Raw genomic sequence first — 13286 nt, forward strand, 5'->3', positions numbered from 1 at the left:
TGTCCTGATCTGGACAGTTCAGGACCGAGGCGTGAGAGCCAGTGCCCACAACCGATCGGGCACCAGGCGGGAAATACGCATCAGGAGTGACATCTGCCACGGGAAGACGATCCGGGTGGACTGGCGCTCGATCCCGTCCGCGATCGCCCGCCCGGCCTCTTCCGCGGAGACGATGAAAGGCATCGGGAAGCTGTTGTCCGAGGTCATCTCGGTCTCGACGAAGCCGGGACAGACAGTGAGCACGTCGATGCCGTCCGGGCGGAGGCGGACTCGCAGGGCTTCGAGGAGATTGATCTGCGCGGCCTTCGTCGCGCCGTACGCCTCCGAGCCGGGCAGGCCGCGATACCCGGCGACCGAGGAGATACCGACGATCATTCCGGCTCGTTGCGCCTTCATCCGCGGGATCAGCTCGCCGAGGCAGTTCGCCATCCCGCCGAGATTCACCGCCAGGTGCTGGTTGAACGACTCGACGTCGAAGTCGGTGCCCATCTGTTTCCAGTACCCGGCGCTGAGGACGGCGATGTCGATCCCGCCCAGCTCGGCCGCGACCACCCCAGCCGCCTGCCGGACCTCGTCGGCGTCGGTGATGTCGCACGGCACCGCGGTCATCCACTCGCCGGCGACCTCCTTCAGCGCGTCCGCCCGGCGCGCGGACACCGCGACCTGTGCTCCCCTGAGGCACAGCTCGCGGGCCAGCGCCGCGCCGATGCCCGACGAGGCACCGACTACCCAGACCCTGCGGCCAGTGAGATCCATGGCTACTTCCTCACCAATGCGAGTTGGGAAACTCCCAGGTACCCGGCCCGGAAACCGGCCTCGGAGTATGCGAGGTAGAACTCCCACATCCGCCGGAAGACGGCGTCGAAGCCCAGGTTGGCGACCTCGGCGGCATGCGCGGTGAACCGGTCGCGCCAGAGCCGGAGGGTCTGGGCGTAAGCGGGCCCGAGGTCGCGGCGATGTGCGATCTCGAGCCCGCCGGCCGTCCCCGCGATCTGCTCGATCGCGGTCAGCGAGGGGATCAGGCCGCCGGGGAAGATGTACCGATGGATCCAGCCCTGGGCGTGCCTGGTGGCGAGCAGCCGGTCGTGCGGCATGGTGATCGACTGCAGCGCGAACCGTCCGCCGGGGGCGAGCAGCCGGTCGATCGTCGCGAAGTACGTCGGCCAGTACTGCGCACCAACGGCTTCGATCATCTCGACGCTGACGATCGCGTCGTACTGGCCGTGCACGTCTCGGTAGTCGCGTAGCTCGACCTCTGCGTTGACACCGGCCTCGGCGATTCGCTTGCGGGCCAGGTCTCGTTGCTCGGCGGACAGGGTCACCGAGGTGACAGTCGCGCCGCGTTCGGCGGCCTGGATGGCGAGTTGACCCCAGCCGGTACCGATCTCCAGTACCCGGCTTCCTTCGCGGACGTCGGCGTAGTCGAGGATGCCGTCGATCTTGCGGCGTTGCGCTGTCTCCAGGTCCTCCTCGTGGGTCTCGAACCAGGCCGACGAGTAGCTCATCGTCTCGTCGAGGAACGTTGCGAAGAGGTCGTTGGAGAGGTCGTAGTGGCGGGCGATGTTGTTGCGCGCGCCGGACCGGTCGTTGAGCTCGGACGACGGCATCCGCTGCTCGATCAGCTTGCGGAAGCGCTGCAGGGTTGGTGGTACGAGATTGGTGAGTTGCTTGGCGAAGACCGTCAGTAGGTCGGCAAGGTCGGTGCCGGCGGCGGGGCGCCAGTCGCCGGCCAGGTACGCCTCGCCGAAACCGATCTTGAGATCCGCGCCGATCCGGTGGAAGAAGGCGTCGGACACGATCTCCATCACGGGAGCACCCGCACCACCGGCGCCGAGTCGACTGCCGTTGGGGAGCAGAACGATCAGTGGAAGGTCACGGACTGCTCGGCGCAGGATCAGGCGGGCAGCGGCGGCTCGGACGGGGCTGTGCGGGGTACGGGCGACGGCCGGCCAGCGTTCGGCGTCGACCAGGGGCAGGGAACTCATCGGACTCCCTCCGGTGGGATGTGGGGGTCGCGGTGGATCACCGGCAGGCGGCGGAGCCAGAGCGCGACACCATGCATTCGGATCAGCGCCCAGATCTGATAGGTGACGAATGGTGTGAGCAATGCCGCTCCCAGCACGGCCCGGCGGTTGGCAGGCCGGGGTCGGCCGGTGAAGGCGGCGGTGAAGACGCGGCGGTTGTGCTGGACGAGGTCGATCGCTACAGAGATGTGCTCGGCGTCCAGACGGAGCGTTACGTCGTACCGGCCGTCGACTGTAAAGAAGGGGGAGACGTAGAACTGCTTGGGGAGGGTGAAACGGCCTGCGGCGTCAGGGCGTGCCAGTTGGGCGTGGCGCTCGCCGTAGGTGTTGTGGATCTCCAGTACTACGCAGCGCAGGTCGCCGGTGTTCGTCAGGCACCAGAAGACGGTCAGTGGGTCGAAGACGAAGCCGAACGGGCTGCGAGCGTTGGCCAGCATCAGCACGCGGTCGTCCGGCCGCAGCTGGACGCCTTGGGCGGCAGTGAAGGTGGCGACGTTGTCCCGCAAGGACGGGCCAAGGCCTAGGTGGTCCTTGGCGGAGAACCGGCGGCGGGGGAGATGGTCGACGTCTACCAGCCACTGGTATGTCCGGTAGCGGAACCGATGTCGCAGTGGCACTCGGCGCGAATGACTGACGTGCCCGGAGACGATGGCGGGCACCTGCGGGTGGCTCACCATGTGGCGCCAAGGCGTTGGGCTGCTTCGGCTCCTGATCGGCAGCCGTCTTCGTGGAAGCCCCAGCCGAGGTGTGCTCCGGCGAAAGCGAGTCGGGGGCCGCCGGCGGCGCGTAGTACCGGTGCTGCGGCTACTGACTGCGGGGTGAAGATGGGGTGGGCGTAGGTCATCTGGGCGATCACCTTGGTGGGGTCTACCCAGCCCTGCGGGTTCAGGGTGACCAGGTGCTCGTCGGGGCTATGCAGGTTCTGCAGGCGGTTCATCCAGTAGCTGACCAGTACCTGCGGCTCGGCCGTGTCACAGCTGCGCATGCGGTAGTTCCAGGAGGAGCGTGCACTGGCCGCCTGCGGCAGTACTGCGGTGTCGGTGTGCAGCCAGGTCGGGTTGACGGAGTAGTCGAAGGCACCGAGCAGGGTCTTTTCCTCGGGCGTCGCGTCGCCGAGCAGTTCGAGTGCTGTGTCGGCATGCGTCGCGACGACGACGTGGTCGAACTCCTCGGACCGGTCGGTGATCACCTCGACGGCGTCGTCGTGGCGTAGTACGGCGCGGACCGGGGTCGACGTACGGACTGCTTGGAGCCTGCTGACGACGGCGTCGACGTAGGTGCGGGAGCCGCCGGTGACCGTGCGCCACTTGGGGGAGCCGCTGACCGTGAGCATGCCGTGGTGATCGAGGAAACGGAACAGGTAGTGCGCGGGGTAGCGCTCGGCGTCGGCCGAGCCGGACGACCAGACGCAGGACACCAGCGGCACGGCGAAGTGTTTCCGGAAGTACGGCGAGAAGCGGTGGGTGTGAAGGAACTCACCCCAGGTCAGCCCGTCGTCACCGGCCTCGATGACCGCCTTCGCCTCGCGATGGAAGCGCGGTACCTCGGTGAGCATCCGCAGGAAGCGCGGATCGGCCGCGCGGCGGGGCTGGCTGAACAGGGCACGGGCGCCGCGGCCACCGGCGTACTCGAGACCGCAGCCGTCGCAGTGCACGCTCATGCTCATCTCGGTCGGCTGGGTCTGGATGCCGAGCTCGGCGAACAGGCGAAGCAGGTTCGGGTAGGTGCGCTCGTTGTGCACGATGAAGCCGGTGTCGACGCGCAGGCCGTGGCCGGCGGAATCGGTGAGGTCATGCGTGTGCGCGTGGCCGCCGGGCCGGTCGTCGGCCTCGAAGACGGTCACGTCATGGGTCCTGCTCAACAGGTGGGCCGCGGTCAGGCCGGAGACTCCCGAGCCCAGCACCGCGGCGGTAGGACGGTCGCCGCTCATATGAAAGCCTTTCCCGCTGCATAAGTTCTGAACAAGTTCAGAACGCTTCGGGAGTACTTCGGAGCGGAACCGGGAGGTGATCGGTCCAGGTGTCAATCGCTTGAAATGTCTCAGATCGTGATTTGTCGTCTCACATCGCGAAACCAGAGCCCGTTGATGGACTTTGTCCGGTTTCATGGTGTGCATGCAGGTCACCGCCAACCGGCCAGCCGACGCGCTCACGCGCCGTCGGCACGTCGACCTGCTCCGCGTCGCCTCCGCAACCTGTTGACCTTCGGCGCTCCCTTCAGTGCTCTTCCTGGGCACGCCTGACCGCATCCGGTCAGGCCGGCTGCTTTCTGTCCAGCCCCGCTCTGAACATCCCGCCCGCGACCCCGCCGGTCGCCCGCACCCGAAGGTTTCTCCTGTGAGCATCACGAGCTTCCGTCCTGCCCGTGTTCTGGCCGCCTCGGCCGCCGTACTGTCCCTGCTCGCCGCCGTCGCCGGCTGCTCGCGCGCCGACGAGGGCAAGACGGCCCCGGCCGCCGCGTCCGACAAGGGCGCGGCGACCGAGCTGCGGCTCGGCTACTTCCCGAACGTCACGCACGCCGCCGCCCTGGTCGGCCTCGGCAAGGGGCTGTTCACCAAGGAGCTCGGTGCCACCAAGCTCGTCCCGACCAAGTTCAACGCCGGCCCTGAGGCGGTCGGCGCGCTGCTCGGCGGTTCGCTGGACGCGTCCTTCATCGGTTCCGGCCCGGCCATCAACGCCTACGCGAAGTCCGACGGCGCAGCCGTCCGGCTGATCGCCGGTACGACGTCCGGCGGCGCGCAGCTGGTCGTGAAGCCGACGATCAGCAAGCCCGAGGACCTGGTCGGCAAGACCATCGTCACGCCGCAGCTGGGCAACACCCAGGACGTGTCGCTGAAGAAGTGGCTGTCCGAGAAGGGCCTGACCGACAAGGTCAAGGTCACCAACCTGGAGAACGCGGCGACCCTGGACGCCTTCAAGAAGGGCGATGTCGACGCCGCCTGGCTGCCGGAGCCCTGGTCGTCGCGACTCGTCCTCGACGCCGGCGCGAAGGTGCTGCTCGACGAGGCGTCGCTGTGGCCGGACGGCAAGTTCCCGACCACGGTGCTGATCGTGCGTACCCAGTTCCTGCAGGAGCACCCGGAGACGGTCAGGCAGCTGCTCGGCGGCCTGGTCGCTTCCATCGACTTCATCAACTCGGACAAGACCGCGGCCAAGACCGAGGTCAACAAGCAGCTGCTCGACCTGACCGGCAAGGCGCTGAAGCCGGCCGTGATCGACCGGGCGTTCGGCAACATCACCGCCACCGCCGACCCGATCGCCGCGCAGTTCCCGCAGCTCGCGAAGGACCAGGTCACGGCCGGTATCGCCAAGACGGCGCCGAACGTCTCCGGGTTCGCCGACCTCGGGCCGCTGAACGACGTACTCACCAAGGCCGGCAAGCCCACCGTCGACGCCGCCGGTCTCGACAAGAAGTAACGGTCGCCCCGAAGTGCCCACAGTTCCGCAACGAGGAGGCAGACGATGACTGCGACAGTCGAAGCCAGCAGGACGGCCACCAGCGGCGCAGTACGGCCGGTACGGTTCCACCAGGTCGGCAAGGCGTTCGGGCACGGCCACAAGTCGGTGGTCGCGCTCGAGGGCGTCGACCTGGAGGTCGCGGCCGGTGAGTTCGTCTGCCTGCTCGGCGCGTCCGGCTGCGGCAAGACGACGCTGCTCAACCTCGTTGCGGGGCTCGACAAGCCGACCACCGGGCGGATCGAGCTGAGTTCGTCGCGGCCGGCGGTGGTGTTCCAGGAGGCGGCGCTGATGCCGTGGCTGACCGCGGCGGGCAATGTGGAGTTGCCGCTGCGGATGGCGGGCGTGTCGAAGTCTGCGCGACGGGCCAAGGCTGCTGAGTTGCTGGAGTTGGTACGGCTCGGTGGGCTGGGCGACAAGCGGCCGCACGAGCTGTCCGGTGGTATGCGGCAGCGGGTGGCGCTGGCTCGGGCGTTGGCTTCGACCTCGGACAACACTTCGGCCGGTTCGGCTTCTGGTAAGCCGTCGTTGCTGTTGATGGATGAGCCGTTCTCGGCGCTGGACGCGATCACCCGCGACGTACTGCAGGGTGAGCTGTTGCGGATCTGGCGGGCGACCGGTACTGCGATCTTGTTCGTCACCCATGACGTACGCGAGGCGGTGCGGCTCGGGCAGCGCGTAGTACTGCTGTCGTCGCGGCCCGGGCGGGTCGTGCGCGAGTGGGATGTCGACGGCTTGTCGGGTGCGGGGGAGACCTCGGCCGTCGACGAGATCAACGGTGCTCTGCGGAAGGTGATCAGCAGTCATGCCGCAGCCTGACGTCCAGGACCGGTTGGAACCGGGTTCGGTCGAGGCCGGGCTCGACGCACTCGATACGCCGGTCAACGCGCCGGACGGGAGCCTGCTGCGCCGGACGCTGTCGAAGTTGTGGCCGCCGGTCGCGGCGATCGTGCTGTTCGTGGTCATCTGGCAGGTGTTGTGGGCGGCCGCCTTCTGGCCGGAGTACAAGCTGCCGGCGCCGGCGGATGTGTGGTCGCAGGTCTGGCAGCTGGTGACGTCGGGCGACATCGTCGAGCTGTTCTGGGTGTCGGTGCACCGGGCGGTGATCGGGTTCGCGTTCTCACTGCTGATCGCGGTACCGCTCGGGCTGGCGATCGCGAACTTCAGCGTCGTACGGCGGGGGATCGGGCCGCTGGTCTCCGGGCTGCAGAGCCTCCCGTCAGTGGCGTGGGTGCCGGCTGCTGTGCTTTGGTTCGGGTTGAACGACCGGGCGATCTACTGGGTCGTGCTGCTCGGCGCTGTCCCGTCCATCGCCAACGGCTTGGTGTCCGGCCTGGACCAGGTACCACCGATCCTGCCGCGCGTGGGCAAGGCTCTAGGCGCTGGTCGCTGGGGCGGCATCCGCTACATCCTGCTCCCCGCCGCGCTGCCTGGCTTCTTGGGCGGCCTGAAGCAGGGCTGGGCGTTCTCCTGGCGCTCCCTGATGGCCGCCGAACTGATCGCCACGTCACCAGACCTCGGCGAGGGCCTGGGCCAGTTCCTCCACAACGGCATGTCCCTCTCGGACATCTCCATGGTCTTCGCCGGCATCCTTCTTATCTTCATCGTCGGCGTAGGCATCGAACTGCTCGTCTTCCGCCCCCTGGAGAACTCCGTCCTCCGCGCCCGCGGTCTCACCGGCGCCACCAACTGACCGCATCCCGTAACCGGAGGATCGGCGTCAACTGCCCGCACCGATCCTCCCGTGCCCGTACTGTTGGAGCGTGGTCCGATTTCTGCCGTTCCTGATCAGCCTGGTGCTGAGCGTCTACGCGCTCTTCTCCTGCATCCAGACACGCGATGAAGACGTCCCGTACCTGCCCAAACTGGTCTGGATAGTCCTGATCGTCTTCGTGCCCTTCGTCGGCCCGATCGTCTGGCTCCTGATGTCCCGCACCGAAGCCGTCCGCCGCGACCGAGCAGCCGTCCCCAAGACAAAACCCACCACCCGCCCGGTAGCCCCCGACGACGACCCAGACTTCCTCCGCTCCCTGGACCGCTACCGCGACCCCAGAACCACCATCAAACCCCCCGAGCCGGAGCCGCAGGACAACACCTCAGAAGACGAGGACCCTGAGGCAGGCAAGCCTTAGCGTTCGGTGCGGGGGCCGCGGGCGACGACGTAGGCGAACAGCACGGTCATGATGCCTGCGCCGACCCACATCGCGTGTTGCCAGCCGGTGACGAAGGAGTCTTGGGCGGCCCGGATCAGCGCCTCAGCTCGAGGGCCGGCGTCGTTGGCTGCGGCGATCGCGTTGGCGATGCCGTCGCGGGCGGGGGCGGCGGTGCTCGCGGGGAGGCCGTCTAGGCGGGAGTCGATCGCGTTGCGGTAGCCGGCGGAGAGTACTGCTCCTAGTAGGGCGACGCCGAGCGCAGTACCGAACTCTCTGGTGACGTCGTTGAGGGCGGAGGCGACTCCTTGGCGTTCGCGGGGGAGGGCGCTGGTGATGGCTTCGGTCGAGGGGCCAGGCGTGGAGCGGAGGCCCGACCAGCCGAGTACCGCCTGGAAGTACGGGAACAGAACGACGAAGATCCCAGCCTGTACGCCGAACACGGTGAGCAGCGAGACGGAGCCGCTCGCCAGGCCGACCACGGCGACGACGGAGGTGAGCGAGCCGACCGCGTCGTACCGGTGTGAGGCCGGCTCGGTTGAGTTCGGGATGGAGTGGAGGGTCAGGGCGATGGCTGTGGCGACGAGGGCTGCCGGGAGGACGAAGAGCCAGCGCCAGGTTGCTACGTCGACCAGTACTGCGGACAGGTACATGCCTAGGAGGCCTCCGCCGCCGGCCACTCCGGTCCAGACGCCGATTGCTTTGGAGCGGTCCTCGTCCGGGAACGTCGAGGTGATGACGGCGAGGGTGACGGGCATGATCATCGCGGCGCCGATACCGCTGAGGAGGCGGGCGGCGAGCATGACCTCGGTCGACTGCGCGAGGCCGGCCGCGATGCTGGCGATGCCGAACACGATCAGGCCGGCGAGCAGCATCGGCTTGCGGCCCAGCCGGTCGCCTAGTGCGCCGAGTGGGAGGAGTAGTGCGGCGAGGGTGATCGTGTAGAGGTTGATCATCCAGAGCACGGTGCTCTGCGAGGCGTCGAAGGTCAGGGCTAGCTGGGGTTGGGCGACATTCAACCCGGAGACCGAGGCGATCACCGCCATCAACGCGATACAGACGGCGATGAGGATCGCGCGGCGCTTTCGTGGGTCCTGGATGGTGGTGGCGGGGGCGTGGATCGGTAGCGCCTGGTTGGCGTTCATGACGTCCTTGGTTTGAGAGTTGCCTGTACTACGACGTCGCGGAGGTCGGCCGAGCGGCCCGGGATCGTACGGGTGTGTTCTCCGGCGGCGACGATCTCCCACTTGGCGTCGTCGAGCCCAGCCGTGATGTCCGCGAGCCCGACCGACGCCTCGGCGGGCGGCTGATGTCCACGACCACTGTGGCCGTGACCTCCGTGCTCGTGCTCGGGGTCGGAGTGTGGAGTGTGGAGGTGGCCGACTAGGAGGAGGGTGCCGCCGGGGGCTACCCAGGTGGAGAGGCGGTGGTAGAAGGCGAGTTGGGGGATTGTGGGGTGGGCGTAGTGGGTGGTGACCAGGTCGTACTGGGTGTCAGGGGTCCATACCGTGAGGTCTGCTTCTAGCCAGGTGATCGGGAGTCCGGCCGCGTGATGGATCGCCTTGTCTAAGGCGGTGCGGGAGATGTCGGCCGCGGTCACCTGCCATCCCTGGGATGCGAGCCAGATCGCCTCGGCGCCTGCACCGCAGCCTGCGTCGAGCGCGGTTCCGGGGGTGAGGTTGGCGGTTGCGTCGACCAGGTATGGGTTGGGTGGGTTGCGCTCCATGGCGGTGGTGGTGGGTTGCCAGTGCTGATTCCAGTAGTCCTTGCCGAACGTCATCGGCTGCTCCTTCGCGTCGTCGCCTGCCTTTCCGAGATTGGCTCGACGTCGGGCGGATGGCAAACCTTGTTGCCGAATGGCAAACTGGCGGAATGAGCGACAACCCGATCGACCGCACCCTCAACGCAGTCGGCCCCCGCCTGAAGCAGCTCCGGCTCCGGCGCGACATCACGCTCGCCGACCTCTCCGAGCTCACCGGTATCTCCGTCAGCACCCTGTCCCGCCTCGAGGCGGGCCTGCGCCGGCCGACGCTCGAGCAGCTACTGCCGTTGGCGAGCGCGTACGGCGCCACACTCGACGAGCTGGTCGACGCGCCTCCGACCGGCGATCCGCGCATCAACCTCCGCCCGATCGCGTCCGGCGACGGGGCAACGATCCTGCCGCTCACGCGTCGGGCGGGCGGCATCCAGGCGTACAAGTTCATTCGCCCGGCCGGGGATGACAATGCCGAGCCCGAACTCCGTACCCACGAAGGCTACGACTGGGTCTACGTCCTCAACGGCACCCTGCGGGTCGTCCTAGGCGAACACGACATGCTCCTGCAAGCAGGCGAAGCCGCCGAGTTCGACACCCGCACCCCGCACTGGTTCGGCTCCACCAGTGCCGGCCCAGTCGAATACCTGAGCCTGATAGGCAAACAAGGCGAACGAGCCCACATCCGAGCCGCCCCCAAACTCCCTTAACCCACCCACCCAGCCCGCACTCCGCCTGCCGCCCCGGGCTCGCGACGCCCACTCCGCTTCGCTACGCAGGCTGCATCGCCGGCGGGACGCTGACGCTGGCACGGCGCTCCGGTGGCTGGGTGGTGCGGTCGGCTCGCGGCGCCTGCTTCGCTTCGCTGCGCAGGCTGCATCGCGGGCGGGACGCTGGCGCGGCGGTCCCGGGCTGGGGAGGAGCAGGACGCCTGCCTGCTTCGTTACCCGGGGGCTCGCGGCAACTGCTTCGCTTCGCTGCGCCGGCTGCATCGTGGGTGGGGGTAGCGCGGCAGGCTCTGGCGGGGTGCTACACGGCAAGCGCAGCCCAGCAGGCGTCGCGAGCTGTCTGCTGGGGCCCGACAAGGCGGTGATGCACAAGCCCAAGCGTTCGCCGACCAGGCGGTGATGCACCAGGTCGGCGATGCAGTTGGCATTGCGAAGAGCCGTGGGCGTTGCCAAGGGTCGCGAGCGTTGCGAAGAGCCGCAGGCGTTGCCCAACGCTGCGAGAGCGTTGCGAACTCGGTCGCACATGCGCGCGAACTCACCCGCGTCCTGGCGGCAGCCTCCGCAGTAATCCGCACCCAGCACCCACCGCGGCACAAGTGCATCGAGGCGCGACGCAGCCTTCGTAGCGCAGCGGAGCTGGCGTTGCGAGCCCGTCTGGGGGCATGGCTGCAATCGTTGCCAGGGGGCAGGGGCCTGGTGCGAGGTGTGGGCCGATCTTCAGCAGATGAGGCTGCTGGGGGATCGGGGGCCGGGTCCGGCGGCAGGGCCGGACCCGGGTGGGTCGGGGTGGTTCACCCGGCGGCCGTCAGGCGGACTTCCTGTGTTCGGCGAGTACTACGTTGTCCCGTTCGGATTCCGTGGTTCCACCCCAGACGCCGTACGGCTCTCCGACGGAGAGGGCGTGCTGACGGCATTCGGGCTGGACCGGGCAGGTACCGCAGAGCGACTTGGCCACCATCTCGCGAGCGCGTTTGCGAACGCCACGCTCCGATTCGGGGGAGAAGAACAGCTCCGGGTTGACGTCGCGGCACGCAGACTGCGACTGCCAGTCCCACAGATCCATGAGCGGGCGGGGTAGGCGAGGCATCCCTCTCGACATGGCAACCTCCTATGACTCACCGTGAGCGCGGACGGGCGCTCGGTGAAAACTATGCTCAACTCATGCGCAGTTCAACCCTTGTTCTGATGAAAGTCCGTCGAGTTGTTATCCGCGAGCGTCGAATTCCGGGGTTTCGGGGGGTCGAGCGGGCATCATGAACGCCGTGCCGACCAGCTCCGAGACCCTCACCGTCGGGGCTGCCGCGCGCCGGCTCGGGATCGCCGCGCCGACGCTGAGGAGCTGGGAGCGCCGGTACGGATTGAGCCCAAGTGCCAGGTCAGCGGGCGGTCACCGGCGGTACAGCCCGGAGGATCTGGCCCGGCTCCGGGCGATGCTCCGGCTGATCGACCAGGGGGTTCCGACGGCCGAGGCAGCGGCCTCGGTTCGTGACCGGATCTACCCCGCGCAATCACCCACTGTGACATCCGCCACTTCCGTTGCCGAAGGCGCCCGCGGACGGTCACACGCAGTGCCGAAACCCCTGCCGGTACGCCGATCAGCCCGGTCCCGTACTGACGGACCGGACAAATTGACCGACCTGTTCGAGCTGGCGAACGCCCTGGACGGCGACCGGCTCACCCATGAGGTCGCGCGCAGCCTGGACAAGTCCGGCGCGGTCGAAGCCTGGACCAGCCGGCTGATGCCGCTACTGGTCGAGGTCGGCGACCAGTGGGAGCGGACGGGCGCCTGCGTCGAGGTGGAGCACCTGGCGTCGGACGCGGTCGCCAGCGGCCTCCGGTACCACACCCGCCGCGCAGTCGAGCGCCTCAAGCCCGTCGAGAGTGAGCGGGCCGTAGTACTCGCTTGTCTCGAGCGGGAGGACCATGCACTGCCGCTGCTGGCCGTGGCGGCCGCACTGGCCGAGCGCGGCATCAAGGTGCGGACCCTGGGCGCAGCAACCCCGGTCAACTCGCTCTCGGACGCCGTACGCCGGATCCGCCCGGCCGCCGTCTTCATCTGGTCGAGTGCGCCCGCGACAGCCGACCGGGATGCCCTGCGGTCCCTGGCGCGCACCAGGCCGTCGTACCAGCTCGTGGTCGGCGGACCCGGCTGGCAGACGCTGGGGAAGCCCGACGGCTGGGTCAGCACCCTCGCCGAGGCCGTCAGCGCCCTGGTGGCGGCGGTGCGCCCCTAGGCCTCGTAGCTGAAGTACACGTGCCTGCCATGCTCAACCCCGCGCTCACCGGTCAGCGCCCGGATGACCATGGCGTGCGTGATCGCCAGCACCGGCCCGTCCGTGCTCGCCGTGTGCCGGGCCAGCGCCTCCCGAGCCCGGGCCCGCACTACCGACAGCGGCTCCCACGCCCGGCGGATCCCCTCCGGCCACTCGCCGTCGTACTCATCCAGCTCGGCCTCGGCCGCCCGCACGTCGGCCACCCCGCGCCAGGAGCCGGTACTGTCCGGCAGCCAGTCGCGCAGGTCGTAGTCGACCCGTACGCCAAGAGCCAGCCGGTGCCCGATGATCGCGGCGCTGTGCAGCGCCCGGGTGAACGGAGAGCTGACCAGGTATGTGGCACCGATGCCACTCAGGAGGTCCGCAACGGCCTCGGCCTGCTTGGCGCCCTCCGGGGTGAGCGGAGCGGCGTCAGTGGCCATTCCGGGCCAGCCACAGCTATCCACCGGCGCATAGTCGGGCTGACCGTGCCGGACCAGGTAGATCTGGGTCACGGGAACCTTCTACCTCAGATGTCGGGCCCCCGCCCAGCCTCTGGCGCGGCTTGGCGGAAGCGCGGAAGGATCGGACAGTGAACTCGGCGGCCGCACGTTGTGCTGCCCTCCGAACAAATGCTCCAGCTCAACCTCGGGCTCACTCTCGAGCCAGCGGACCTCCGTAGCGCCCTGATGGCCGTGGACGGCCAGTACCGACTCGATGTCGGGCCAGACCGCCGTCGCCGGGTTCGTACCGCGCCAGCGGAGCGCGACCGACCCGTCCGTGAACACGCACCCCTCGGCGACCACGCCCGTCCCGGACACCCCGCTGAGATCGCGATAGCGGACCAGCTCGAAAGTCCGCGGCCTCACCGACACACCCCTGAACCCCCGAGCGGACCTGCCACCGTGCGCGCACCCCTTTGAG

Annotated in this window: 16 protein-coding genes; 7 read left to right on the forward strand and 9 right to left on the reverse strand. The window is 68.5% G+C overall.

The window, feature by feature from the left end:
* Positions 1-18 precede the first annotated feature (18 nt).
* Genes AB0M15_RS12410 through AB0M15_RS12425 form a run of 4 tightly spaced genes read right to left on the reverse strand, consistent with a single transcriptional unit; the run spans position 19 to position 3954 of the window.
* Positions 19-756 carry an SDR family NAD(P)-dependent oxidoreductase gene (locus AB0M15_RS12410; protein ID WP_363816876.1) on the reverse strand — a complete coding sequence of 246 codons (738 nt, stop codon included), beginning with the start codon at positions 754-756 and terminating at the stop codon, positions 19-21.
* A 2-nt stretch (positions 757-758) separates the two neighbouring features.
* On the reverse strand, positions 759-1985 hold the full coding sequence (locus AB0M15_RS12415) for a cyclopropane-fatty-acyl-phospholipid synthase family protein (protein WP_363816878.1): 1227 nt from the start codon (positions 1983-1985) through the stop codon (positions 759-761).
* Positions 1982-2641 carry a DUF1365 domain-containing protein gene (locus tag AB0M15_RS12420; protein ID WP_363816879.1) on the reverse strand — a complete coding sequence of 220 codons (660 nt, stop codon included), beginning with the start codon at positions 2639-2641 and terminating at the stop codon, positions 1982-1984. Before AB0M15_RS12420 ends, AB0M15_RS12415 begins: the two co-directional genes overlap by 4 nt.
* A gap of 53 nt (positions 2642-2694) precedes the next feature.
* Positions 2695-3954, reverse strand: a complete 1260-nt coding sequence (locus AB0M15_RS12425; RefSeq protein ID WP_363816881.1) for an FAD-dependent oxidoreductase — start codon at positions 3952-3954, stop codon at positions 2695-2697.
* Between the two features lie 184 nt (positions 3955-4138).
* Between AB0M15_RS12425 and AB0M15_RS12430 the strand changes: the two genes are divergently transcribed.
* The 5 genes from AB0M15_RS12430 (at position 4139) to AB0M15_RS12450 (ending at position 7611) form a co-directional block, all read left to right on the forward strand.
* Positions 4139-4225, forward strand: coding sequence for a putative leader peptide (locus AB0M15_RS12430; protein WP_363818422.1), 87 nt, complete (start codon positions 4139-4141; stop codon positions 4223-4225).
* A 135-nt stretch (positions 4226-4360) separates the two neighbouring features.
* The gene (locus AB0M15_RS12435) at positions 4361-5440 is read left to right on the forward strand and encodes an ABC transporter substrate-binding protein (protein ID WP_363816883.1); all 1080 of its coding nucleotides are present in this window, start codon (positions 4361-4363) and stop codon (positions 5438-5440) included.
* A gap of 45 nt (positions 5441-5485) precedes the next feature.
* On the forward strand, positions 5486-6298 hold the full coding sequence (locus AB0M15_RS12440; protein ID WP_363816885.1) for an ABC transporter ATP-binding protein: 813 nt from the start codon (positions 5486-5488) through the stop codon (positions 6296-6298).
* Positions 6285-7172: an ABC transporter permease gene (locus tag AB0M15_RS12445; protein ID WP_363816887.1), complete on the forward strand. Its 888-nt coding sequence runs from the start codon at positions 6285-6287 to the stop codon at positions 7170-7172. The genes AB0M15_RS12440 and AB0M15_RS12445 overlap by 14 nt, the downstream gene beginning before the upstream one ends.
* 70 nt (positions 7173-7242) lie before the next feature.
* Positions 7243-7611 carry a PLD nuclease N-terminal domain-containing protein gene (locus AB0M15_RS12450; protein ID WP_363816890.1) on the forward strand — a complete coding sequence of 123 codons (369 nt, stop codon included), beginning with the start codon at positions 7243-7245 and terminating at the stop codon, positions 7609-7611.
* Here AB0M15_RS12450 and AB0M15_RS12455 read toward each other — a convergent pair.
* Both AB0M15_RS12455 and AB0M15_RS12460 read right to left on the reverse strand, forming a co-directional pair.
* Entirely contained in the window at positions 7608-8774 is a 1167-nt protein-coding gene (locus AB0M15_RS12455) for an MFS transporter (RefSeq protein ID WP_363816892.1), read from the reverse strand. The two genes, AB0M15_RS12450 and AB0M15_RS12455, sit on opposite strands and share 4 nt — an antisense overlap.
* A complete protein-coding gene (locus AB0M15_RS12460) occupies positions 8771-9409 on the reverse strand; it encodes a class I SAM-dependent methyltransferase (protein ID WP_363816894.1) in 639 nt (212 codons plus the stop codon). The genes AB0M15_RS12455 and AB0M15_RS12460 overlap by 4 nt, the downstream gene beginning before the upstream one ends.
* Positions 9410-9501: 92 nt before the next feature.
* On the opposite strand from AB0M15_RS12460, the gene AB0M15_RS12465 reads away from it, so the two are divergent.
* Entirely contained in the window at positions 9502-10092 is a 591-nt protein-coding gene (locus AB0M15_RS12465; protein ID WP_363816896.1) for an XRE family transcriptional regulator, read from the forward strand.
* A gap of 823 nt (positions 10093-10915) precedes the next feature.
* Here AB0M15_RS12465 and AB0M15_RS12470 read toward each other — a convergent pair.
* Positions 10916-11209, reverse strand: coding sequence for a WhiB family transcriptional regulator (locus tag AB0M15_RS12470; RefSeq protein ID WP_083933465.1), 294 nt, complete (start codon positions 11207-11209; stop codon positions 10916-10918).
* A gap of 163 nt (positions 11210-11372) precedes the next feature.
* Between AB0M15_RS12470 and AB0M15_RS12475 the strand changes: the two genes are divergently transcribed.
* Positions 11373-12344, forward strand: a complete 972-nt coding sequence (locus AB0M15_RS12475) for a MerR family transcriptional regulator (RefSeq protein ID WP_363816898.1) — start codon at positions 11373-11375, stop codon at positions 12342-12344.
* Here AB0M15_RS12475 and AB0M15_RS12480 read toward each other — a convergent pair.
* Complete coding sequence (locus AB0M15_RS12480) at positions 12341-12877, reverse strand: histidine phosphatase family protein (protein WP_363816900.1); 537 nt, start codon at positions 12875-12877, stop codon at positions 12341-12343. The genes AB0M15_RS12475 and AB0M15_RS12480 overlap by 4 nt on opposite strands.
* A 9-nt stretch (positions 12878-12886) precedes the next feature.
* Positions 12887-13231, reverse strand: coding sequence for a hypothetical protein (locus AB0M15_RS12485; RefSeq protein WP_363816902.1), 345 nt, complete (start codon positions 13229-13231; stop codon positions 12887-12889).
* Positions 13232-13286 lie beyond the last annotated feature (55 nt).

The organism is Kribbella sp. NPDC051718, from assembly GCF_040681515.1.
Lineage (GTDB): Bacteria > Actinomycetota > Actinomycetes > Propionibacteriales > Kribbellaceae > Kribbella.

Excerpts from the sequence above, each read along its gene's own strand:
- AB0M15_RS12410 (WP_363816876.1), bottom strand. The coding sequence starts at position 756 with ATGGATCTCACTGGCCGCAGGGTCTGGGTAGTCGGTGCCTCGTCGGGC.
- AB0M15_RS12415 (WP_363816878.1), bottom strand. The coding sequence starts at position 1,985 with ATGAGTTCCCTGCCCCTGGTCGACGCCGAACGCTGGCCGGCCGTCGCC.
- AB0M15_RS12425 (WP_363816881.1), bottom strand. The coding sequence starts at position 3,954 with ATGAGCGGCGACCGTCCTACCGCCGCGGTGCTGGGCTCGGGAGTCTCC.
- AB0M15_RS12430 (WP_363818422.1), top strand. The coding sequence starts at position 4,139 with ATGCAGGTCACCGCCAACCGGCCAGCCGACGCGCTCACGCGCCGTCGG.
- AB0M15_RS12440 (WP_363816885.1), top strand. The coding sequence starts at position 5,486 with ATGACTGCGACAGTCGAAGCCAGCAGGACGGCCACCAGCGGCGCAGTA.
- AB0M15_RS12445 (WP_363816887.1), top strand. The coding sequence starts at position 6,285 with ATGCCGCAGCCTGACGTCCAGGACCGGTTGGAACCGGGTTCGGTCGAG.
- AB0M15_RS12455 (WP_363816892.1), bottom strand. The coding sequence starts at position 8,774 with ATGAACGCCAACCAGGCGCTACCGATCCACGCCCCCGCCACCACCATC.
- AB0M15_RS12460 (WP_363816894.1), bottom strand. The coding sequence starts at position 9,409 with ATGACGTTCGGCAAGGACTACTGGAATCAGCACTGGCAACCCACCACC.
- AB0M15_RS12465 (WP_363816896.1), top strand. The coding sequence starts at position 9,502 with ATGAGCGACAACCCGATCGACCGCACCCTCAACGCAGTCGGCCCCCGC.
- AB0M15_RS12470 (WP_083933465.1), bottom strand. The coding sequence starts at position 11,209 with ATGTCGAGAGGGATGCCTCGCCTACCCCGCCCGCTCATGGATCTGTGG.